Below are 20,263 nucleotides of genomic sequence, written 5' to 3' on the forward strand. Positions count from 1 at the left end.
ACCGCCATGCACTTCGATATCGCCACGCTTTTCAGTCTGCTCGTGATCCAGGCCCTGGCCCTGGCCCTGGTGCTGCCGGTGCTGATGGGCTGGCGCAACGCCAGCCCCGGCGCCCGCCATGCCCAGGTCGGCATGGGCTTGCAGGGCGCCGGCTGGCTGGCCCTGCTGCTGGCCTCGGTGCTGTGGGACCGGGCGCTGGGCACGCTGGCGATGGGCCTGATCAGCGCCTCGCTGAGCGCCTTGTGGCTGGCGATGAATGACTGGCTGGGCCGGCGCCGCGGCCGGCGCCTGATGCTGGCGCTGCCGCCGGCGGTGGCCCTGCTCTATCTGCTGAGCTTCGACAGCTATGTCTGGCGGGTCGGCCTGTCCAATCTGGTCTTCGTGCTGCAGCTCCTGATGATCTGCGTCACGCTGGCCCAGCCGCCCAAGGCGCTGGAGCCCGAACTGGCGCGGCCGAGCCGGCGCTGGCGCGGCCTGCTGCTGGGCTGCCTGCTGCTGCTGGCGCTGCTGACCCTGTGGCGTGCCTGGCTGGCGGTGTTCGCTACCGCCAGCTACCCCGACTTCTACACCCCGCACCCGGTCAATGTGCTGGCCGCCGTGCTCAGCAATGTCGCGGTGACGCTGAGCCTGGCGGCCGTGCTGGTGGCCTGGCGCGGCGAGACCGAGGGCGCCTTTCTGCGCCTGGCCCAGACCGATGTGCTGACCGGTCTGAACAACCGCCGCGCCTTCAGCGCCCGCGCGGTCGACATGATCTCGATGGCGCGGCGCTACCAGGAGCCGTTGGCGCTGATGATGCTGGACATCGACTTCTTCAAGGCCGTCAACGACAGCCATGGCCACGAGGTCGGCGACAAGGCGTTGCAGCTGTTCGCCCGCTGCCTGCGCGAGCAGCAGCGGCTCGGCGATCTGGTCGGCCGGGTCGGCGGCGAGGAATTCGCGGTGCTGATGGCGCGCTGCGACGCCCAGGGCCCGCAGGCGCTGGACAAGCGCATGCGCGACGCGCTGGCCCTGATGGCGCCCAAGGAGCTGGGCTTCGCGCTCGACTTCAGCGCCGGCTGGGCCCGGCTGCGCCATGGCGACCGCAATATCGCCGACCTGATGCGCCGCGCCGACGCCGCGCTCTACGAGGCCAAGCGCGCCGGGCGCGGGCGGCTGCTGGCCGAGCCGGGGCTGGAGGGCTGACAGGCGCGGCGGCGCAGCAGCAGACCCGCGAGCCCGCCGCTCATCAGCAGCCAGGCCGCCGGCTCAGGCACTGCCGTCATGAACTGTCCCGAGGCCGAGCTGTAGCTGACGCCCTCGGGCAGGGTCCAGTTGAAGTGCAGGGTGTTGCCGAAGTCGGCCACCGCGTCCCAGCCACCGCCCTCCCAGTTGCCGACCGCCAAGGCCGACACCGTCAGCTCGGCGTAGACAAAGAAGGTCGAGTTGCCCAGCGGCAGCACGAGGCCGTCATCGATCACCGTGGTGCCGTTGCTCAGGCTGTGGGTCTCGACGTAGCGGCCCACATCGCTCCAGAAACCACCGGGTTTGTTGCCGATGTACCAGCGTACGCTGGCCTGGCTGCCCTGCGGACTCATGATGCCGTCGATGCTCAGCTCGATATCGGCTAGGCCGATGTTCTGCCCGTTGACGAAGCTGATGGTGTCCCAGTAGATCGCGGTCGCGGTGCCGCCGGTCTTTGTGTGGCAGCCGCGCGGCCCGCAGGACATGCGCGTGGCGGTGGCCGATGCATGCAGCTTGCCGTCGGCCAGCGAGGCCGCCGCCCAGTTCTGCGAGTAGCGGTTCGGCAGGCTGGCGACGCTGGCACTGAAATGCCCGCTGCCACCGCGCCAGCCGCCGGAGGAGGCGCCGACATAGGCGCCGAAGTTGCCGTTGAAGGGCGGGGCCGCCAGCTCCACAACGTCCACGGCCAGCGCCGGGAGTGCAGCGGTGAGGGCCAGCAGGCCGGCAATCAAGGTCTTGGTCTTCATATCAAGGTCTCATCAAAAAGTGGGGAAAATGGAAAGCTCAATCCAGTCCGGTGATCTGCCAGCAAGCGCGCCGGCTTTCAGTTGAGGAGCGCGGCCAGACTTGCGAAGTCGAGCGCGGCGACAGCGTCGCGCATCGGTGGGTGGTAGCCGGGGCTGCGTTCCAGCTGGGGGGCGCATACGGTGATCAGCTGGATGCGGCTGCGGTTCTTGCCGTCCCAGGGGAAGCTGGGGTCGAGCTTGACGATGCGCTTGGGCGGTCGCGCGGCTTCCGCCGCTGTCGGCAGGCGGTGCCGGCCAGTGCCGAGGTAATAGGGCTGCGCCAACTCGGCGGCGCTCATCGCCCCACGCGTCGCACGCAACTGCTCGAGCTCATCGACCTGCCGCTGCCGCAGCGCGCGTAGCTGTCCGTGGTGGCTGGCCTCAGCTTGCTTGCGCTGCCGCGCCACCTTGAGCATCAGCTCGGCGGCCTGAGCGTTCTGCCCGCTGATGCGGCCGCCTCGCGTTCGGCGGCGGCCAGGTCGAAGGGCTGCAATGTGCGCTCGTGGCTACGATCCCAATCAGCCAGCTTGCGCTGCTGGTCGCGCTCGAAGTAGGCCAGCATCTCGCCTACCGTCACTGGAATCCAGGGCAAGCGGCGCTCCTTGCTGATCACTGCGCACTCGCGATAGGTCGGCCAGCCATGGAACGAGGGCGTGAGCTCGCCTTCCAGGTAGGTGACGAGCTGCTCATCATGCTCCCAGCGGTTCATCGTCGCGGTGGGCGCATTGATGAAGACCGAGATGCCGGCGCGCGGCCCCAGGCGCTCGGCCTGCGGGATCACCTCACAAGGGCCGCGCCCCCAGGCCTTGGGTCCGAAGCCCTGGGCATGGATGACCGCCTCGTGCGGCATGCGTTGGGCGTCGATCGCGCCCAGCACCGCGCGCTTCAGGCGCAGCCGCACCTCAGGCAAGGCGAGCAGGCCAGGGTTGGGCCGCACCATCGCCTCCACCCCATCCATCGCCGCATGCAAGGGCCGGTAGGCGGGATGGTGGATCGGCCGGTCCTCGGCGCTGATCGGCTCGACGACGTTGGCCGCCCAGCAGTTCGGTTCGGCCCGCACGACACCGGCGAGCAGCAAGGTGGCGGCGAGCAGGCCGTTCATCAGGGTGGGACAGGGTCTCATTCGATCTCCAGCAGGCAAGACTTCGCCCCGGCGGAGCCTGGGCGGCTCCGGTCGATGGCGAGTCCGGGGGTGAGGCCGGCGAATTGCCGGCATGGGCTCTACTGTGGGCGCCGCGCACGCCCGGCGCTGCTAGTTATCGCTTAAGCGCTTGTTAAGTGTTTGCTAAGCTGCCAACGGCCCTTGATCTAAGATCCGCTGCCTCACCGCCAAGCCACCATGCACCGCCTTCCCGCCCACTGGATCGATCACTTCAGTCTGGGGCCGACGCTGCGCGTCGGCAGCGTCACGCCGCAAGGTCAGCCCGAGCTGGCGTTCGCCCACGCCGCCCGGGTCCTGGCCGATGGCCGCATCGAGCTGCTGGCGCTCAGCCAGCAAACTGCGGAACTGCTGGCCGCCATCAGCGCCAGCCGCCGCGTCGCTGTGTCCGCCGGCCTGCCGAGCAATTACCGCGTGCTGCATGTCAAAGGCGCCGATGCCGAGGTGCTGCCGCCGCGCGATGAGCACGGCCCGGTGTTCGCCGCCTACTTCGAAACCTGGCTGCAGCAGATCGAGGCCTTCGGCGCCGACCGCCGCCTGATCCACGCCACGCTCGGTGATCTGTCGCTGGACAAGCTCAGCTGCGTGCGCTTCACGCCGATGGGCGCCTGGGACCAGACCCCCGGCCCCGGTGCGGGCCAGGCCATCGACCTGCTGCCATGAGCACAAGCCCACAGACCGAGCGCCGAGCCCTCAAGCTGCGCGATGTGCGCCGCCTGCTCGAAGGCGTGATCCCGCCGGCGATGTGCTCGGTGGGCGCCGACGGCATGCCGCATGTCAACTATCTGTCGCATGCCGAGTACATCGACGACGAGCATGTCGCGCTGACCTACCAGTTTCTCAACCGTGCCCGCGCCAACATCCTGGCCACCGGCCGTGTCGCGCTGAGCGTCGAGGATCCGATCTCCGGTGTCTCGGTGCTGCTGCAGCTGCGCTATCTGCGTACCGATACCGAGGGCCCGGTGTACGAGCGCCTGCGCGCCAAGCTTGCCGGCATCGCCGCGCAGACCGGCATGGAGAAGGTTTTCCATCTGCGCGGCGCCGACCTCTACCGCGTCGAGTCGCTGCGCAAGCTTGATCCGGTGCGCCCGCTGCCCGGGATGGCGCCGCGCTGCGATCTCGCGGCGGGCGTGCGCCGCCTGAGCGAGCAGCTCGCGGAGGCTGCCGATCTGCGCAGCCTGCTGAACGCCTTCACCCAGGGTCTGCAGCAGGACCTCTGCATCAGCCACGCCATCCTCTGGCTGCTCGACGAACACGGCCAGGGCCTGTTCACGCTGGCCAGCATCGGCTACGAGCTGGCCGGCAGCGGCGCCGAACTGCCGCTGGCCGAGGCCGGCCTGGCGGGGGTCGCGCTGCGCGAGAACGTGCCCATCCGCATCGGCCATATGAGCCAGATGTACAGCTACGGCATGAGCTGGCGCGCCAAGGCCGAGCAGCTCGGCCTGCAGGCCGCCATGGCCGACACCATCCCGCTTCCGGGCCTGGCCGCACCGCGCAGCCAGCTCGCCGTGCCCTTGCGCGCGCGCGGCCGCAGTGTCGGCGCCTTGCTGGTGGAGAGCGAGAACGACCAGTTCTTCAGCTACGACGACGAGGACGCGCTGACCGCCATCGGCGCGCAGCTGGCGCAGGGCCTGGCCGCGCTGCACAAGGCCGAGCTGATCGACGCGCCGGCGCCGCCCACCGAGCGCACGCCGACCAGTGGTGCGGCGCTGCGCATCCGCCACTACCCGCGCGACCACAGCGTCTTCGTCAACGACCAGTACCTGATCAAGGGCGTGGCGGGCGCCATCATCGCCAAGCTGGTGCGCGACCAGATCGCCAGCGGCCGCGCCGGCTTCAGCACCCGCGAACTGCGCCTGGCCGGCGACGATCTGCGTCTGCCCGAGGTGCAGGACAACCTCGGCGTGCGACTGCTGCTGCTGGAGCGCCGGCTGGCCGAGCGCGACTTCGGCCTGCGCATCGAGCGCAGCGGACGCGGCCAGTACCGGCTGAGCGCCAGCGGGCCGCTGGAAATCGTGGCCGCCGACTAGGGCCGGAGCATGCCCGGTCGCTGCCGGCTGGCACGCCGCTTGCATAAGGGAATACCAGGCCCCGCCGCCTCCAGAAGAAGCGGTGGGTTCCCGGCCCGATCAGCAGTCCACCATCCGCCATGTTCCTCCGCCAAGCCAAGTCCGTCTCACCCGTCGCCCGCGACCTGGGTTTCCAGGCCGAGCTGTATGAGCTCAGCACGCAGCGCCAGACCCGCTACGAACCCAGCCTGCCGGCGGTGCGGCGCCTGACATCGCGTGATCTGCAATGGCTGCCGGCGCTGTGCGATCTGCTGACCGACAGCGTGCATCACGGCGCCTCGCTGGGCTTTCTGGCGCCGATGTCGCGCTATGCGGCGCTGGACTACTGGCACGGCGTGTTCGCCAAGCTGGGCCAGCACCACAGCCTGTGGATCGCCTGCGAGGGCCAGGCCGACCGGCCCGCCCAGCTGCAGGGCGCTGCCCAGCTGTCGCTGTGCCCGCAGGCCAATGCCCACCACCGCGGCGAGGTGCAGGGCCTGATGGTGCACAGCCAGTCGCGCGGCCGCGGCATCGCCAGCCAGCTGATGACCAGCGTCGAATGTGCCGCCTTGCAGCAAGGCCGCACGCTTTTGGTGCTCGACACCCCGGCCGCCAGCCAGGCCGAGGCCGTCTATGTCCACCTCGGCTGGCAGCGGGTCGGCGAGATCCCCGACTACGACAGCTGCGCCGAAGGCCGGCTGCACAGCACCGCGCGCTACTACAAGCGCCTGCAGATGCCGCGCTGAACCTAGGGGGACGACAGGACCGCCGCGACGGGTCTATCGTCGGGGCGGCCTCGTAGCCGCCTACCGGCTTCATGGCCGACGCAAAACCAACAAGGCCCGTCACGGGCCCAAGGAGACGCCAGCCATGAAACTCGGAACCCTCAGGGTCGCCGCTGCGATCCCTTTTGTCATGCTGCCCCTGTGCAGCCTCGCCCATGGTGATCATCACGGTGATCGCGGGGCGCGCACCGCGCTGGAGCTGCTGTCAGGCCCGGCCGAATGGGTCAGCGGCGGCGACGCCCGCATCGCGCTGCACGCCGCGCCGGGCCTGCGCGACAAGCTCGTGCTGTGGCTCAATGACAGCCGCATCCAGCCGGTCTGGCAGCAGCGCGGCGATCGGCTCGAAGCGGTCATCAGCGGCCTGGTCGAGGGCCGCAACCGCCTGCTCTTGCGCCACCGCAGCGGCGCGGTGCTGGACAGCCTGAGCCTGAACAACCACCCGATCACCGGCCCGCTGTTCTCAGGCCCGCAGCAGCAGCCCTTTGTCTGCACCAGCCAGCAGGGCGCGGTCGGCAAGCCGGCCCTGGTGGACGCGGCCGTGCCGCCGGGCAACCCGGTCAAGGACGGCCTGGGCAATCTGCAGGGCTATAGCCGCGACTGCAGCATCGCGACCTTCGTCACCTATTGGTACCGCAGCACCGGCAATCAATGGAAGCCGCTGCCGACCGACGGCAGTCGGCCGGCCGACATCGCCAGCACCACGCTGGCCGACGGCCGCGTCGTGGACTTCGTCGTGCGCCAGGAGCGCGGCACGATCAACCGCTTTCTCTACAGCTTCGCGATGCTGGCGCCGCGCGGCGAGGACCCGGCGGCGCCGGACCTGGGCCTGTGGAACGGCCGGCTGCAGTACTGGTTCCAGGGCGGCGTCGCGATCGGCCACAGCCAGGGCACGCTGCATGGCGGTGCGATGAATGCCGACATCCTGCGCAGCGGCACAGCCATCGTGCACTCCAGCGGCAACAACACCGGCACCCACTACAACCTGCAGCTCGCCGCCGAGACCGCGCTGATGACCAAGGAGCGCTTCATCGAGCGCTACGGCCGGCCGCTCTACACCTACGGGCTGGGCGGCTCGGGCGGTGCGATCCAGCAATACATCCTGCAGCAGAACCAGCCCGGCATCCTCGACGCGGCGCTGCCGGTGCAGAGCTATCCGGACATGGTGACCCAGACCATCCACGTCGGCGACTGCGAGCTGCTGGAGCACTATATGGACGCGACCGACCGCGCCAACCCGAAATGGCGGGTCGCGAAAAACCGCACATGGCTGGTCGGCTTCAACGCCGAGGAGTCGGTGGCCGACCCGCTGGCCGGCCTCAAGGCGGGCCTGGGCTACAGCACCGCGCTGGGCTCGACCGAGTGCGTGAAGTCCTGGCGCGGGCTGTCGCCGCTGACGATGAACCCGCATTACGGCCAGGTGCCGAACCAGCAGTTCTACGAGCCGCAGAGCGATATCGCGGCGATACGCTGGACCCATTACGACGATCTGCGCACGATCTACGGCGTCGATGCCAGCGGCGCGGCGCGGCCTACCTGGGACAATGTCGGCGTGCAGTACGGCTTGCGCGCACTGAAGGAAGGCCAGATCACGCCGGCCGAGTTCCTCGATCTGAACCGCAAGATCGGCGGCTGGAAGCATCCCAGCGAGATGGTGCAGGAGGGCTTCCCCTTTCTGGGCGCTTTCGATCCGGCCAATTTCGACCCCTGGAGCCGGCGCAATATGAACCTCGCCTCGGCCCCGGACCAGCCGGCGCCGCGCACCCGAGGCGACAGCCGGGCCCAGCGCGCGGCCTACAGCTCGGGCATGGTGTTTGGCGGCCGGCTGGAGATCCCGACCATCGACCACCGCCAGTACCTGGAGCGCGAGCTGGACATGCACAACGCCCACCAGTCCTTCGCGGTGCGCCAGCGCATGCGCGAGGAGATGGGTCACAGCCGCCATCTGGTGATCTGGTTCACCGACACGATGCCCGGTCAGCCCAAGGCCAGCCAGACGCTGGAGGCGGTCGCGGTGATGGATGAGTGGATGGCCAATATCCGCGCCAATCCAAGAAAGAGCCTGGCCCAGAACCGGCCGGCGCGTGCGGTGGACAGCTGCTTCGATCTGCAGGGCCGGCTGATCTATGCCGGCGACGATGCCTGGAACGGCATTCTCGACAACAAGCCTGCCGGCCCCTGCACCCAGCGCTTCCCGCTCTACGGCACCTCGCGCACCATGGCCGGCGCGCCGCTGGAGGGCGGCATCTACCAATGCGCGCTGAAGTCCGTCGAACGGGCGCTGCGCGACGGCACTTACTGGCCCTGGGTGCCGGATGCGGCGGCGGCGGCGGCGCTGAGGAGCACCTTCCCAGAAGGCGTCTGCGACTACAGCCGGCCCGACCGGGCACGGCCGCGCTGGTAAAGCTGGCTCAGGCCGCCGCCACCAGCTCGGCGACGGCCGTGATGCGGGCTTGCAGATCGCGCCAGGGCCAGGTCTTGCCCGAGCCGGGCACCAGCGCGATCTCCAGCAGGGCCGCGCCGTGCAGTGCGGCCCAGACCGTCTGGGCGCGCAGGTCCGTATCGCCGCCCGGCAGCCGGGCCAGCAGATCGCGCAGCAGTGCATAGGCGTCGGGCTCGTCGTCGGCCTCGGCCGGCAGCGGGTCCAGGGTCAGCAGCCGGTAGTGGTGCGGATGGGCCACGGCCCAGCGCAGATAGGCAGCGGCCACGCGGCGCAGCGCGGCGCGCGCATCGCCGGGGCCGCTGAGCTGGCCCTCCAGCGCCGCCCGCAGGCCTTCGCGGCCCTCGGCCCCCAGCCGCGCCAGCAGCGCCGCCTTGTCGGCGAAGAAACTGTAGAGCGTGGCATGGGAATAGCCGACCGCGGCCGCGACCTCGCGCAGGGTCACGGCCTCCTGGCCCTGCGCGACAAACAGCGCCCGCGCCGCGTCGACGATGCCCTGCTCCAGCGCCTCCTTGTGCGCGGCCCGGCGCAGGGCCGAGGCCGTCGCCTTCTTCAGCGGCCCCTCGGGCTTGGGCGTCTTGACGCGCTGGCGCGGCTGCGGCTTGGCCAGCGGTTTCTGCAGCGCGTCGGGCGCCGGCGACACCACCCCCGAGGCACGGTGCATGCCCTTGGCACCGCTGGCGCGCGGCGGCGGGTTCAGATGCGGGTTTGCAATTTTGCTAACCATTGGTTAGTATTTTGTCATTGGATATTCAAACCGCAAGACTACACCAGCACAAGGCAAGCAATGACCGAAGGACTGCATCTGCAAACCGTGGCGCGTGGCGACACCGGCGCCCTGCCTCAGCTGACGGCGCTGCTGCTGGACGCCGTCGAGCGGGGCGCCTCGCTGGGCTTTCTGGCCACGCTGGACGAGACCGAGGCCGGCGCCTACTGGCAGGCGGTGCTGGCCAGGCTGGGCCCGAGCCACAGGCTGTGGCTCTTGTCCCAGGGCGGGCAAGTGCTGGGCACGGCCCAGCTCGCGCTGTGCGAGAAGCCCAATGGCCGCCACCGCGCCGAGGTGCAGAAACTGATGGTGCACAGCAGCGCGCGCGGCCGTGGCCTGGCCACGGTGCTGATGCAGGCGCTGGAGCGGGCCGCCCGGCTGGACGGCTGCAGCCTGCTGGTGCTGGACACCGAGGCCGGCTCCCATGCCGAGACCGTCTACCGCCATCTGGGCTGGCTCAAGGCCGGCGAGATCCCGCGCTATGCGGCCAGCCCCGATGGTCAGCTGGCCGCCACCGCGCTCTACTACAAGCTGCTGGACGATCAGCAGCAGGAGAGCCGCGATGTGGAGCACGCACGAGATCAGCAACCAGGTTGACGAACTCAGCGACTACAACCCGCTGAGCAGCGACGCCGCGCTGCGCGAGGGCCTGGCGCGACATGGCGCCGCCTGGGCCCTGCCCCAGTTGCAGGGCTATGCCGACATCCTGGGCAGCGCCGACACCTTGGCCCTGGCCGAGCAGGCCAATCAGCAGGGGCCGACGCTGCGAACCCACGACCGGCGCGGCCGCCGCATCGACCAGGTGGACTTCCACCCCAGCTGGCATGCGCTGCTGGCCCTGTACCGCGGCCAGGGCCTGGTGTCCCTGCCCTATGACAGCGAGCGCACCGGCCGCTGGGCGGCTTTTGCGGCCGGCTTCTATCTGCACGGCCAGATCGAGGCCGGCACGCTATGCCCGGCGACGATGACGCAGGCAGCGATTCCGGTGCTGGCCAAGGAGCCCGCACTCTATGCCCGGCTGGGCCCGGGCCTGCTGTCGCGCGCCCATGATCCGCGCGACCTGCCGCTGGACCAGAAGAGCAGCTTGTGGATAGGCATGGGCATGACGGAGAAACAGGGCGGCTCCGATGTGCGCGCCAACACCACCCGGGCCACACCGGTCGGCGCCGGCGGGCGCGGCGCCGAGCATGCCTTGCGCGGCCACAAATGGTTCTACTCGGCGCCGATGAGCGATGCCCATCTGGTCGTGGCCCAGACCGAGGGCGGGCCGTCCTGCTTCTTCGTGCCGCGCTGGCGGCCGGACGGGACGCGCAATGCGGTGCAGATCCAGCGCCTGAAGCACAAGCTCGGCAACCGCAGCAATAGCAGCGCCGAGGTCGAATTCCAGGACGCCCACGGCCTGCTGCTGGGCGAGCCCGGCCGCGGCATCCCGACCATCATCGAGATGGCCACGACGACGCGGCTCAGCTGCGTGATCGGCAGCGCCGCGATCCAGCGCCAGGCCCTGGTCCAGGCCCTGCACTACACACGCCGGCGCCGCGCTTTCGGCCGCGCGCTGGCCGAGCAGCCGCTGATGCAGAGCGTGCTGGTCGATCTGGCGCTGGAGAGCGAGGCCGCCTGTGCGCTGATGCTGCGCCTGGCGCAGGCCTTCGAGCAGCAGGAGCGCGGCTGGCAGCGGCTGATGACGCCGGCCGCCAAGTTCTGGGTCTGCAAGCGCACGGTCGAGCTCGCCGGCGAGGCCATCGAGGTTTTCGGTGGCAACGGCTATGTGGACGAAGGCCCGATGGCAAGGTTGTACCGCGAGGCGCCGGTCAATTCGATCTGGGAGGGCTCGGGCAATGTGATGTGCCTGGACCTGCTGCGCGCGATCGCGCGCGAGCCGCAGTCGGCGTTCGAGCTGCTCGAGGAGCTGCAACAGATGGCCGGCGATGAGCCGCTCTTGCGCACCGAGCTCCAGACCCTGCGCGAGCTGCTGCACACCGAGCCGGCCGAAGCCCTGGGCCGCCAGCTGACCCAGCGCCTGGTGATCACGGCCCAGGCCTGCCTGCTGCGCCGCGATGCGCCGGCCGCGATCGCCGAGGTCTTCATCGCCAGCCGCTTCGATGCGCGGCATGGCCGGGTTTACGGTGCGCTGGACACGCGCGGGCTGGACGTGCAGGCGGTGCTGGCGCGCGCCTACCCGGACTAGGGGCCGCGCAGCGCCTCGCGCATGGCCTGCAGATAGGGCTCGAAATTCTGCAGATCATTGTGGCCGGCACCGGCAATGCGCTGCAGCCGGGCCTGCGGCGCATGGGCCAGCAATTGCTCGGCCTGCTGCGGCGGGATCAATTCATCCTGCTCGCCATGCAGCAGCAGCAGGGGGCCGTCGAGGCGCGCGACAGCGGCGGCGGTATCGAGCGGATAGCGCAGCAGCCACCCAGGCACCCAGGGATAGTGCAGGCGCATCAGCGCCGCCATGCTGGCATAGGGCGAGACCAGCACGGTCAGCTCGGGCCTGACCTCGGCCGCCAGACCGGCGGCCAGCGCCGTGCCCAGCGAACGGCCATAGATCACGCGGCGCAGGCCCTGGTAGCGCGGCGCCACGCTGTCCCAGGCGGCCCGCACATCGGCACGCAGCTGGGCCTCGCTGTCGATCTGGCCCGTGCTCTTGCCGTAGCCGCGATAGTCCAGCATGAAGAGGTCGTAGCCGGCGCGGCGGTAGAAGTCGGCATTGACGAACCAGCTGTCCAGATTGCCGGCATTGCCGTGCAGAAAGAACACCAGCCCCCGGGGCGCCGGCAGGCGCAGATGCAGGGCCGACAGCCGGGCACCGGGCACGGCGATCTGCAGCTCGTGGACATCGTCGCCCAGCGCGAAGCGGTGCGCGGCCGGCAGCGGCTGGGGCATGAAGAGCAGGCGCTCCTGGCGCCAGTACAGCCAGGCCAGCAGCAGGCCATAGACCAGCAGCGCCAGCGCGACGACGAGCAGCAGCCGGCGCATCGGCATCAATCAAGCCCTCAGCGCGCCAGCCGCATCAGCTTGCCGCTGTCGGTCAGCAGCAGCAGCGCGCCGTCCGGCGCCTGGCGCACATCGCGGAAACGCTCGCCCAGGCTGGCGAACATCGCCTCGCGCGCGGCCACCGTGTTGCCGCTGAGCTGCAGGCGCCACAGGGCCTGGCCGGCCAGCGCGCCGGAGAACAGCTGGCCGCGCCACTCGGGGAACATCGCGCCGGTGTAGAAAACCAGGCCGGCCGGCGCCACCGAGGTCGGCACCCAGTAAGTCAGCGGCTCGACAAAGGCCGGCGCATGGACGCCGCCGCCGAGCCTGCAGCCCTCGCTGACCGGCGAGCCATAGTTGCAGCCATAGCTCTTGATGGGCCAGCCGTAGTTGGCGCCGGCACGGGCGATATTGATCTCGTCGCCGCCCTGCGGGCCATGCTCGCTGAGCCAGAGCTCGCCGCTGCTCGGGTGCAGGGCCGCGCCCTGCGGGTTGCGGTGGCCATAGCTCCAGATGCCGGGCCGCGCACCGGCGCCCAGCGCCGGATTGCCGGCCGGGATGCTGCCGTCGCGGTTGATGCGCACCACCTTGCCCAGGGTCTGTGCCAGGTCTTGCGCGGGGCTGCCGAGCTGGCGATCACCCAGCGTGACGAACAGGGTCTTGTCGTTGGAGAACACCAGACGCGAGCCGAAATGGCCACCCCCCGTGACCTTGGGAGCCTGGCGAAAGATCACCGCGACATCCTGCAAGGCATTGCCCACCAGACGACCACGCGCCACCGCCGTGCCGCTGCGGCCCGCTTCGGCGCCGCTGCCGGGCTCGGAATAGGACAGATAGACCCAGGGCGTGCTCGCGAAGTCCGGGTCGAGCGCGACATCGAGCAGACCGCCCTGGCCGGCGGAGACGACCGCCGGCACGCCGCTGATCGTGGCCAGCGTGCTGCGGCCATCGGCGCTGAGCAGCAGCAGGCTGCCGGCCTTTTGCGTCACCAGCATGCGGCCATCGGGCAGCAGAGCCAGGCCCCAGGGCGCCGACAGGCCGCTGTGCAGGGTCGTCAGCTGCGGCGCCGCAGCGGGCGGCGGGCTCGGGGTGGGCGCGGCGACCACCTCGCCGCCCCCGCCACCACCGCAGGCCACAGCAAGAAACACACTGGCAACAGCAAGACTCAGTTTGGACATGGATTCGAGAGGCATCGTGAACTCCCGCACGGGGATGGCCCGCCAGCTTACTGCAGGCGACGGCCGCGGCGCCCGCGCAGGGTTGACGCCCCCTCGGAGCCCCGCCTACACTCGGCCCCGGATTCAGGAGAGAGCATGCCCTCGCGCATGCCGCCGAAGGCGCAAGCTCCCATACTCGCTCAGGCCCCGTACTGGATCCGTCACAAGCCGAATGCTGGAGAGCGCGGTCCGCAAGGGACCGCCACCGAAGGAGCAAGGCGCGCATCGGGTGATGGGCGCTGAATCTCTCAGGTATCAGGGACAGCGGGAGCGGCGCGCGTCAGGCGCACGCATGCCCGGGTTTCTTCCCTCCATAACCCACGTCCGTCTGGCGCTCAGCTCCTCCTGGAGTTCAGCATGCAAGTCATCGTTCTCGGCGCCGGCGTCACCGGCATCACCACCGCCTGGTATCTGCGCCAGGCCGGCCACGAGGTCACCGTCATCGAGCGCCAGCCGGCCGCCGGCCTGGAGACCAGCTTCGCCAACGGCGGCCAGATCTCGGTCTCGCACGCCGAGCCCTGGGCCAATCCGGGCGCGCCGCTGAAGGTGCTGAAATGGCTGATGCGCGAGGATGCGCCGCTGCTGTTCCGCCTGCGTGCCGATGCCGCGCAATGGCGCTGGGGCCTGCAGTTCCTGCGTGAATGCACACCGGGCCGTACCGCCCACAATATCCGCAACATCGTCAGCCTGGGCCTGTACAGCCGCGCCAAGCTGCAGGCGCTGCGCGCCGCCACCGGCATCGAGTACGCGCAGCGCACCCAGGGCATCCTGCATTTCTACACCAGCGAGGCCGAGTACGAGGCGGCCCAGGAGCCGGCCCGCCTGATGCGCGAGCAGGGCTGCGAGCTGGACATGAAGAGCCCGGACGAGTGCGTGGCCATCGAGCCGGCGCTGGCGCAGTGCCGCTCGAAGATCGTCGGCGGCAGCATGACCCCCAGCGACGAGTCGGGCGACGCGCACCTGTTCACGCAGGAACTGGCGCGGCTGTGCGCGGCGGCCGGCGTGCAGTTCCGCTACGAGACCCGCATCCTGGGCTTCGAGCGCAGCGGCGACCGCATCGAGCAGCTCATCGTGGCCGATGCGCGCGGCGAGGTGCAGCGCCTGCAGGCCGACGCCCATGTGCTGTGCCTGGGCTCGTTCAGCCGCGGCCTGGCACGCGAGCTGGGTGTCGATCTGAACATCTATCCGGCCAAGGGCTATTCGGTCACCTTGCCGGTCACCGCGCCCGAGCACAGCTACCAGGTCTCGCTGACAGATGACGAGTACAAGCTGGTGTTCTCGCGCCTGGGCGACCGGCTGCGCATCGCCGGCACGGCCGAGCTCAACGGCTACGACACGAGTCTGAACCTGGCCCGCTGCGAGGCCATCGTGCGACGCACCCGCGAGCTGTTCCCGCAGATGAGCGACGGCTCGGGCGCACAGTACTGGACCGGCCTGCGCCCCGCCACCCCGTCCAATCTGCCCTATATCGGCCGCAGCAAGATCGGCAACCTCTTCCTCAACACCGGCCATGGCACGCTGGGCTGGACCCACAGCTGCGGCTCGGGCGCGGCCATCGCCGACATCGTCGGCGGCCGCGTGCCGGAGTTGGATTACGCCTTCACAGAAGCCAGCCGCGCGGCGGCGCGCCCAGGGAACAGGCCTCTTGTGCCGCAGCCGCGCTTGCCCTAGGCTGTGCCCAAGCCGGGGCTCAAGACCCGGCACCGCTTCAGCCGTCATCCCTGTGCAATGACCGAAGGAGTGCGCCCATGCCCGCCAGCCACAGCAAGGCCCCAGAGACTGCAGCCCCGGGCAGTCCGGGCCTCTCCGCGCAGATCGCCCAGATCCGCGCCCTGGCCCTGGTGGGGCCGGCCGGCGCCGGCAAGACCAGCCTGATCGAGGCCTTGCTGCATCAGGCCGGCGCCATCACTGCGGTCGGCTCGGTGGAGCGCGGCAACACGGTCAGCGACTTCGACCCGCTGGAGAAGCGCGCCCAGCATTCGCTGCATGCCTCGGTCGTGCACATGAACCATGGCGGCCTGCGCATCCATGCGATCGACACGCCCGGCGCGCCGGACTTCATCGGCCAGTCGCTGCCGGCGCTGGAGGCGGCCGACACGGCCATCGTCGTGATCAATGCGCTCAACGGCATCGAGCTGATGGCCTCGCGCATGATGGAGACCGCCGCGCAGCGCGGGCTGTGCCGCCTGATCGTGATCAACCGCATCGACGCGCCCGGCGTGCAGCTGCCGGCGCTGCTGGAGCAGCTGCGCGCGAGCTTCGGCCGTGAATGCCTGCCGCTGAACCTGCCGGCCGATGGCGGCACGCGGGTGCAGGATTGCTTCTACAGCAGCAGTGGGGCCAGCGATTTCTCGTCGGTGGCCGAGGCCCATCGCGCCTTGGTGGAGCAGGTCGTCGAGGTGGACGCCGCTTTCGTCGATCGCTATCTGAACGAGGGCGATGTCGACGCCAGCGAGCTGCATGCACCGCTGGAGCAGGCGCTGCGCGAAGGCCATCTGATCCCGGTCTGCTTTACCTCGGCGCGAACCGGTGCCGGCGTGGCAGAGCTGCTCGATGTGATCGAGCGCCTGCTGCCCAATCCGACCGAAGGCAATCCGCCGCTGTTCCTGCGCGGTGAGGGGCCGGACGCGCTGCCGCTGCAGGCCCTGGCCGAGCCCGGCGCCCATGTGCTGGCCCATGTGTTCAAGATCAATGCCGACCCCTATCTGGGCAAGATGGGGGTGTTGCGGGTGCACCAGGGCAGCTTGACGAAGAACAGCCAGCTCTTTGTGGGCCATGCGCGCAAGCCCTTTCGTGTCGGCCACCTGTTCCTGCTGCAGGGCAAGGAGCATGTCGAGATCGAGCAGGCCCTGCCGGGCGATATCTGCGCGATCGCCAAGGTCGAGGAGCTGCATTACGACGCGGTGCTGCATGACGCGCCCGAGGACGAACACATCCACCTGGCGCCGCTGGAGTTCCCGGTGCCGGTGCATGGCCTGGCGATCAGCCCGGCGCGCCATGGCGACGAGCAGCGGCTGTGGGAGATCCTGAACCGCCTGATCGACGAAGACCCCTGCCTGAAGGTCGAGCATGCCAGCGTGACCAACGAGACCCTGGTCTACGGCCTGGGCGAGCTGCATCTGCGCATGCTGCTGGAGCGGCTGCGCGAGACCTACAAGTTCGAGGTGCTGACCCAGCCGCCGCGCATCGCCTACCGCGAGACCATCTCGAGCCCGGCCGAGGGCCATTACCGGCACAAGAAGCAGAGCGGCGGGGCCGGCCAGTTCGGCGAGGTCTATCTGCGCATCGAGCCGCTGGCGCGCGGCGCCGGCTTCGAGTTCGTCGACGCGGTCAAGGGCGGCACGATACCGGGCCAGTTCATGCCGGCGGTCGAGAAGGGTGTGCGCTCGGCGCTGGACAGCGGCGTCGTCGCCGGCTATCCGCTGGTCGATCTGCGCGTCACGGTGTTCGACGGCAAGCACCATTCGGTCGACAGCAAGGAGATCGCCTTCGTCACCGCCGGCCGCAAGGCCATGATCGCCGCCGTGCGCGAGGCGCGACCGCTGGTGCTGGAGCCCATCGTCCATGTCGAGATCAGCACGCCCGAGGCGGCCATGGGCGACATCACCGGCGACCTGGCGGCGCGGCGCGGCCAGGTCAACGGCACGCGCTCGGCCGTGCCCGGCGTGATCACGGTGCAGGGTCTGGCGCCGCTGGCCGAGCTGGCCAGCTACCAGACCCGGCTCAATGCGATGACCAGCGGCCAGGGCCGCTACACGCTGGCGCTGTCGCACTACGAGGCGGTGCCGCCGAACACCCAGACGGCGCTGATCTCGTCCTACAAGGTCAAGGACGAGGAGTAGCTATTTGGTCGGCGCGGATGCCGCCTGCTGAGCGCGCCACTGCGCCAGCTGGGCCAGCCACTCGGTCCAATCCTGCGGGCCGCTGTCATAGCGCTTCTTCAGATTGGCCAGCACATTGTCCCAGGCCCGGTCGAAGTAGGCATAGGCCTTGTCCCACTCGCCGCCCTCGCCCCAGCCGGTGTGGTGCAGGCGCACCCGGGTCTCGGTCTCGCTGACCGGCTCGAAGCGCAGGATCACGAAGGTGCGCTGGGCCCGCGCCTCGGGCAGATGCGGCGGTGCATTCCAGTCGAAGCTGAGCATCTTCTTGGGCTGCAGCGCCAGAAAACGCATCTCATCGGCACCCTTCATGCCTGGCGCAGCGCCTGGATCGATATAGATCTGGAAGGCACCGCCGACCCGTGGCTCTATCCTGGCATCGGGCGCAAAGAAGGCGACGATGCCTTCGCGGGTGGTCCAGCTCTGCCAGGCCTGGTCCAGGCTGGCCTTGATGATCACTTCTTTATCAAGACTGCGCTCGGCGGCCACCACCGGCAAGGCCGCGACGCACAGCACCCACAAAGCGCCCGCGCGCAGCAGAGAAGCCATGAAAAAAGTCATCTCGCTCTCCTCGGTCGGCCCCGGACCGGCGGCCCAGGATGAAGGGAGCTTTATCATACGCAGATGTCATCCGCTCCCCGGGACACCGCACAAGTCCGTTTGGACAATGCGATGCGCCTGTTTGAAGAATTCGTCGCCGCCACCGTCAAACACCCCGATGCCGCCACCTTGCGTGGGCTGGAGCGGCGTTTCGCGGAGCGCTTGCAGATCCAACCGAGCTACTGGAGCCAGATCAAGGGCCGCTCCCGCCAGATCGGCGAGCGGCTGGCGCGCCAGTTCGAGCAGCTGTTCCACAAGCCGCCGGGCTGGATGGATCACGACCACCCGGCCACGCCGGCCGCCAGCCCGGTGCAGGAGGCCACGCCCAGCGTGCCGCAGGACGATGACGAACGCTTCATCGTCGGCCTGGTGCTGACCTATTACCGCCGCCACCCGCAGCGCGCCCGTACCCGTTTGCTGGACCTGCTGGGCGAGGTGCTGACGCCGCCGCCCGCCGAGGCGGCGACGGTCAAGCCGGCCGCCGCAGGCGGCACAGCCACCACGCGCAGCGCGGCCGGCAGCGCCCGGCCGGCGGCACTGGCACAGATGGCCGACGATGTCGATGCCTGGCGCAAGCTGCAGCAAGGCATCGCGCCCTTGAAGCCGAAGAAGCGCTGATCCCTAACTTCTTTATCAATCACGATAAAAAGCACTTGCGCAAGATAATCAATCGTTTATCATTTGCGCAAGTTGTGGCCTGGTTCACCACAGCGACACCGTAACGCCAACACTTCAACCCGCAGGCCTCGCCGGCTTGCGATGCTGCCGCGCACCGCTCCTGGGGTCCGAACCTGGCCCCGGATCGGCGCCAGCCGTTCCCGCTCCAAGAGCCCGCCCTGCCGGCTCTGCATGTCTGGTCCCGGTTTTTCTGGTCCCGCTACGTTTCACGCTGCCCGCGCCGCAGTGGCGCCGCCGCATTGTTCATCCCGCCGCGAACCCGGTTCGCAAGGAGTGTTTTGATGACTCAGTTCACCTCCCCTCGGCCGCAGATCCTGAATCTGCGCAAGCCGCGCAACCCTCTGGTCGCGCCCAGCCTGATGCGTCAGGCCGGTCGCCACGGCAGCGCGCCGAAGGCGCAGCGCCAACAAGCCAATCTCGAGCTGCGCCAGCAAATCTGGCGCAGCGACAGCGATCGCAGCCCCTGAGACGGGCGGCGACAACGATGGAGAAGAATCATGATGAGACAGCAACAAGTTCACGCGCTGCGCCGCTGGCCCGAGGCCGCGGTGAGCCAGCAAGGCTGGCGGCATAGCCTGGCCGGCGGCCTGCGCAGTGCCAGCGCCCGCCTGGCCCGTCTGGCCGAGCGCCTGAGCGGCGTCCATGGCCGCAGGCGCCGTGCGCCGGAGCTGGAGTTCTACGCCGAGGCCGGCGCGCCCGAGGGGGCGCTCTATGTGGATGGCCGCCTGGTTGGCACGCTGCACGGAGTGACGCGGCTGTGATGCCTGCACTGCTGGGTCTGGTGGCGCTGGCGGTATGGGTCAAGATGGACGCAGGGATGCCGATATACGATTACCGCCACCCCTGCACCAGCAACCCGACCCGCACCCATGCCCGCGTCCACCAGCCCCATTCCGCTGCGCAAGGCCCTGCCCGATCTGTCCTGGTGGACAGCGGTGTTCCGCGACGCGGAGATTCCCGTGCTCGCAGCGACTGCCGAGTCGCTGGAGCTGATGCGGGCCAATGAGGACGCCTTCGATGCCAACAGCATCGGCGAGATGGTCGCGACCGACCCGCTGATGACCTTGAAGGTGCTGGCCTATGCGGCCTCGCATCGCTCCAGCCGGCTGCTGACCGACGCCGAGACCGTCACCGCGGCCCTAGTGCTGATGGGCATCACGCCCTTTTTCACGGCCTTCGGCCCGCAGGCGACGGTGGAGGACCGCTTGGCCGGCCAGCCCGAGGCGCTGCAAGGCCTGCAGCGGGTGCTGAAGCGGGCCGAACGCGCGGCCCGCTTTGCGCTGGGCTTTGCCGCCCATCGCATGGACCCGGATGCGGCGGTGATCCACAGCGCCGCGATGCTGCATGACTTTGCCGAGATGCTGCTGTGGTGCCACGCGCCCGAGCTGGCGCTGCAGATCCGCGCACGCCAGCAGGCCGACCGCCATCTGCGCAGCGCGGCGGTGCAGCGCGAGATCCTGAACATCGAGCTGGCCGATCTGGAGCAATCGCTGATGAAGGCCTGGCGCCTGCCCGAGCTGCTGACCCATATCACCGACGACAAGCGCCTGCATGACCCGCAGGTGCAGTGCGTGCGCCTGGCCGTTCGGCTGGCCCGCCACACGGCCGATGGCTGGGACGACGCAGCCATCCCCGACGACATCAGCGATATCGCGACCCTGCTGAATATGCGGCAGGAGCCGACCCTGAAGCTGCTGCACGAGCTCTATTGAG

Annotated in this window: 20 protein-coding genes and 2 riboswitches; of the genes, 13 read left to right on the forward strand and 7 right to left on the reverse strand. The window is 69.5% G+C overall.

The genetic code is table 11. From position 1 onward, the window contains the following. Window positions 1-6 precede the first annotated feature (6 nt). Window positions 7-1,182 carry a GGDEF domain-containing protein gene (locus O5M90_RS12720; protein WP_137944771.1) on the forward strand — a complete coding sequence of 392 codons (1,176 nt, stop codon included), beginning with the start codon at window positions 7-9 and terminating at the stop codon, window positions 1,180-1,182. Here the strand turns inward: O5M90_RS12720 and O5M90_RS12725 are convergent. The 3 genes from O5M90_RS12725 to O5M90_RS12735 form a co-directional block, all read right to left on the reverse strand. Beyond that, the gene (locus O5M90_RS12725) at window positions 1,122-1,967 is read right to left on the reverse strand and encodes a PEP-CTERM sorting domain-containing protein (protein WP_269841334.1); all 846 of its coding nucleotides are present in this window, start codon (window positions 1,965-1,967) and stop codon (window positions 1,122-1,124) included. The genes O5M90_RS12720 and O5M90_RS12725 overlap by 61 nt on opposite strands. 77 nt (window positions 1,968-2,044) lie before the next feature. Next, on the reverse strand, window positions 2,045-2,422 hold the full coding sequence (locus tag O5M90_RS12730; protein WP_269841335.1) for a hypothetical protein: 378 nt from the start codon (window positions 2,420-2,422) through the stop codon (window positions 2,045-2,047). After that, entirely contained in the window at window positions 2,422-3,129 is a 708-nt protein-coding gene (locus O5M90_RS12735) for a hypothetical protein (protein WP_269841336.1), read from the reverse strand. The genes O5M90_RS12730 and O5M90_RS12735 overlap by 1 nt, the downstream gene beginning before the upstream one ends. A 216-nt stretch (window positions 3,130-3,345) precedes the next feature. Here O5M90_RS12735 and O5M90_RS12740 point away from each other — a divergent pair, with 216 nt between their 5' ends. From O5M90_RS12740 to O5M90_RS12755, 4 genes are all read left to right on the forward strand, one after another. Beyond that, on the forward strand, window positions 3,346-3,828 hold the full coding sequence (locus O5M90_RS12740; protein WP_262970329.1) for a hypothetical protein: 483 nt from the start codon (window positions 3,346-3,348) through the stop codon (window positions 3,826-3,828). Next, entirely contained in the window at window positions 3,825-5,195 is a 1,371-nt protein-coding gene (locus O5M90_RS12745; protein ID WP_269841337.1) for a GAF domain-containing protein, read from the forward strand. The genes O5M90_RS12740 and O5M90_RS12745 overlap by 4 nt, the downstream gene beginning before the upstream one ends. A gap of 119 nt (window positions 5,196-5,314) precedes the next feature. Further along, on the forward strand, window positions 5,315-5,959 hold the full coding sequence (locus O5M90_RS12750) for a GNAT family N-acetyltransferase (RefSeq protein WP_137944766.1): 645 nt from the start codon (window positions 5,315-5,317) through the stop codon (window positions 5,957-5,959). A gap of 124 nt (window positions 5,960-6,083) precedes the next feature. Next, window positions 6,084-8,399: a DUF6351 family protein gene (locus O5M90_RS12755; RefSeq protein WP_269841338.1), complete on the forward strand. Its 2,316-nt coding sequence runs from the start codon at window positions 6,084-6,086 to the stop codon at window positions 8,397-8,399. 7 nt (window positions 8,400-8,406) lie between these two features. On the opposite strand, the gene O5M90_RS12760 is transcribed toward O5M90_RS12755, so the two are convergent. Further along, the gene (locus O5M90_RS12760) at window positions 8,407-9,162 is read right to left on the reverse strand and encodes a TetR/AcrR family transcriptional regulator (RefSeq protein ID WP_269841339.1); all 756 of its coding nucleotides are present in this window, start codon (window positions 9,160-9,162) and stop codon (window positions 8,407-8,409) included. A gap of 60 nt (window positions 9,163-9,222) precedes the next feature. Here O5M90_RS12760 and O5M90_RS12765 point away from each other — a divergent pair, with 60 nt between their 5' ends. After that, window positions 9,223-9,798: a GNAT family N-acetyltransferase gene (locus O5M90_RS12765; RefSeq protein WP_269841340.1), complete on the forward strand. Its 576-nt coding sequence runs from the start codon at window positions 9,223-9,225 to the stop codon at window positions 9,796-9,798. Beyond that, a complete protein-coding gene (locus O5M90_RS12770; RefSeq protein ID WP_269841341.1) occupies window positions 9,764-11,389 on the forward strand; it encodes an acyl-CoA dehydrogenase family protein in 1,626 nt (541 codons plus the stop codon). Before O5M90_RS12765 ends, O5M90_RS12770 begins: the two co-directional genes overlap by 35 nt. On the opposite strand, the gene O5M90_RS12775 is transcribed toward O5M90_RS12770, so the two are convergent. Then, window positions 11,386-12,186, reverse strand: coding sequence for an alpha/beta hydrolase (locus O5M90_RS12775; RefSeq protein WP_440402068.1), 801 nt, complete (start codon window positions 12,184-12,186; stop codon window positions 11,386-11,388). The genes O5M90_RS12770 and O5M90_RS12775 overlap by 4 nt on opposite strands. A gap of 11 nt (window positions 12,187-12,197) precedes the next feature. Next, entirely contained in the window at window positions 12,198-13,370 is a 1,173-nt protein-coding gene (locus O5M90_RS12780; protein WP_440402069.1) for a PQQ-dependent sugar dehydrogenase, read from the reverse strand. Window positions 13,371-13,469: 99 nt separating this feature from the next. Then, a riboswitch (glycine riboswitch) is annotated at window positions 13,470-13,559 on the forward strand. After that, window positions 13,560-13,669, forward strand: a riboswitch (glycine riboswitch). 82 nt (window positions 13,670-13,751) lie between these two features. On the opposite strand from O5M90_RS12780, the gene O5M90_RS12785 reads away from it, so the two are divergent. Both O5M90_RS12785 and fusA read left to right on the forward strand, forming a co-directional pair. Beyond that, complete coding sequence (locus O5M90_RS12785) at window positions 13,752-15,065, forward strand: D-amino acid dehydrogenase (RefSeq protein WP_269841344.1); 1,314 nt, start codon at window positions 13,752-13,754, stop codon at window positions 15,063-15,065. A gap of 77 nt (window positions 15,066-15,142) precedes the next feature. Next, entirely contained in the window at window positions 15,143-17,236 is a 2,094-nt protein-coding gene (gene fusA / locus O5M90_RS12790; RefSeq protein WP_269841345.1) for an elongation factor G, read from the forward strand. On the opposite strand, the gene O5M90_RS12795 is transcribed toward fusA, so the two are convergent. Next, window positions 17,237-17,833 (reverse strand): SRPBCC family protein, encoded by a 597-nt coding sequence (locus O5M90_RS12795; protein WP_269841346.1) that lies wholly within the window; start codon window positions 17,831-17,833, stop codon window positions 17,237-17,239. Between the two features lie 111 nt (window positions 17,834-17,944). On the opposite strand from O5M90_RS12795, the gene O5M90_RS12800 reads away from it, so the two are divergent. The 4 genes from O5M90_RS12800 to O5M90_RS12815 all read left to right on the forward strand — a co-directional run bounded on the left by O5M90_RS12800 (window position 17,945) and on the right by O5M90_RS12815 (window position 20,262). Next, window positions 17,945-18,490: a hypothetical protein gene (locus tag O5M90_RS12800; protein ID WP_269841347.1), complete on the forward strand. Its 546-nt coding sequence runs from the start codon at window positions 17,945-17,947 to the stop codon at window positions 18,488-18,490. 341 nt (window positions 18,491-18,831) lie between these two features. Next, window positions 18,832-19,017 (forward strand): hypothetical protein, encoded by a 186-nt coding sequence (locus tag O5M90_RS12805; protein WP_137944755.1) that lies wholly within the window; start codon window positions 18,832-18,834, stop codon window positions 19,015-19,017. A gap of 30 nt (window positions 19,018-19,047) precedes the next feature. Further along, window positions 19,048-19,311 (forward strand): hypothetical protein, encoded by a 264-nt coding sequence (locus O5M90_RS12810; protein ID WP_269841348.1) that lies wholly within the window; start codon window positions 19,048-19,050, stop codon window positions 19,309-19,311. 108 nt (window positions 19,312-19,419) lie between these two features. Further along, window positions 19,420-20,262 (forward strand): HDOD domain-containing protein, encoded by an 843-nt coding sequence (locus O5M90_RS12815; protein WP_137944753.1) that lies wholly within the window; start codon window positions 19,420-19,422, stop codon window positions 20,260-20,262. Window position 20,263 lies beyond the last annotated feature (1 nt).

Origin of the sequence: Paucibacter sp. M5-1 (assembly GCF_027498415.2) — a bacterium.
Classification (GTDB): Bacteria; Pseudomonadota; Gammaproteobacteria; order Burkholderiales; family Burkholderiaceae_C; genus Roseateles_E.